Source organism: Vreelandella lionensis, from assembly GCF_044543515.1.
GTDB lineage: Bacteria > Pseudomonadota > Gammaproteobacteria > Pseudomonadales > Halomonadaceae > Vreelandella > Vreelandella lionensis.
Window position 1 is genome coordinate 1 of the sequence record NZ_JBITWC010000055.1, and the last position, 1,251, is coordinate 1,251.

The following is a 1,251-nucleotide window of genomic DNA, read 5'->3' on the forward strand; positions in this document are numbered from 1 at the left end:
TTGGGCTTGACCCACTTGGATGCTGGCACGTTCTTCAATACTGAGTTCGAGGTAAGACATGGGACAACACCTTAGCGAAATGCTCAGGTGTTGCAGTCAGTTTCTGCGGCCAAGGTATATGTACCAGCGTTGACACGGGTCAGTTTAGAAATTTACTTATTGAATTCAAAATGCTAGAGCATTTAAAGCTTAGGAAAGAAGACTTTTGGGAGCGCTTTACTCTGTCTGGTCGAGCAGTATATACAGTCAAAGAAGACCTATTAAACTATGTAGAGTTTAATGATGATAGCTCGGTCAAACGATCAGCATTTGGTTCTAATACTGTAGCAATTTCACACTTATATACGCATAACAAGTCAATACAGCCGACCGCTAACGCGTCGGCTGATTGAAGCGTTAGCATTTTGGAGAATCTATTTGGACATCAGAAGAGACTTAGAGTCTGTAGCCCCATACATATCTAGGCTCCTATCCGTTGGGGAGGAATTTCGAGCTTTTGATAAAGACTGGAGCCATTTAAAAAATCAAGAGGATTTTCGGTTCGTGTCAAGGGTTCCATACGAGGAACGACATAAAGTTGAAGCCGTGTATGCCGATGGCAGAGATATGGCAATCTACATGAAAGATGCGCTGTTAGCTATTAATAGTGATTTCAGTAGATATCCAACACTTACGGCCATTGTCGAGGCATTTAAAAGTTCTTGGGTATATGGAAATTATGATCCAGAGGTACCAGATGTAGCAAAAGCTGTATGTGCGGAGCACGATGTTGACCTTTGGTCTGTAAATCAGATGGTGGCTTTATTTAAAAAGCAAGAACAATTGCTAGCGGCGGTGCGGGTTACTCTACAAATGCTGCAAAATAGCGATTTATACAATATGGAGAATGGTAAGCCTATCATGAAGCAAGAGGCGAATATTCATGTAAATGGGGTTTTAGGCTCCAGCATAAACATAAATTCCCCAGGTGCCACGGCAAGTGTAATGTGTAATTACAATGAGCCGACAATATTTGCTGATATGATTTCAGCCGTTAAGTCTCATGGCTTTGACAGTGAAACAGAGTCAGTTTTGGTGGGCGGATGCAGACTCTGAGTGCAACACACTCATTGGATGGTTGATGGGCTTTCATGGTACTTGGCCATCAGCTCGCTCATTGATCTTGCCCAGTAACGATGGACATCTCAAGAATGTAATACACTGCAGTGAGGTGGACCATGGCAAGATCGACGACATCAATGAAGAAAAAAT

1 protein-coding gene is annotated in these 1,251 nt (G+C 42.5%); it reads left to right on the top strand.

Annotated features, from left to right (window positions below):
- The first annotated feature begins 618 nt into the window (after positions 1–618).
- Positions 619–1,095 carry a hypothetical protein gene (locus ACIGG6_RS18250; RefSeq protein WP_399846546.1) on the top strand — a complete coding sequence of 159 codons (477 nt, stop codon included), beginning with the start codon at positions 619–621 and terminating at the stop codon, positions 1,093–1,095.
- Positions 1,096–1,251: the final 156 nt, after the last annotated feature.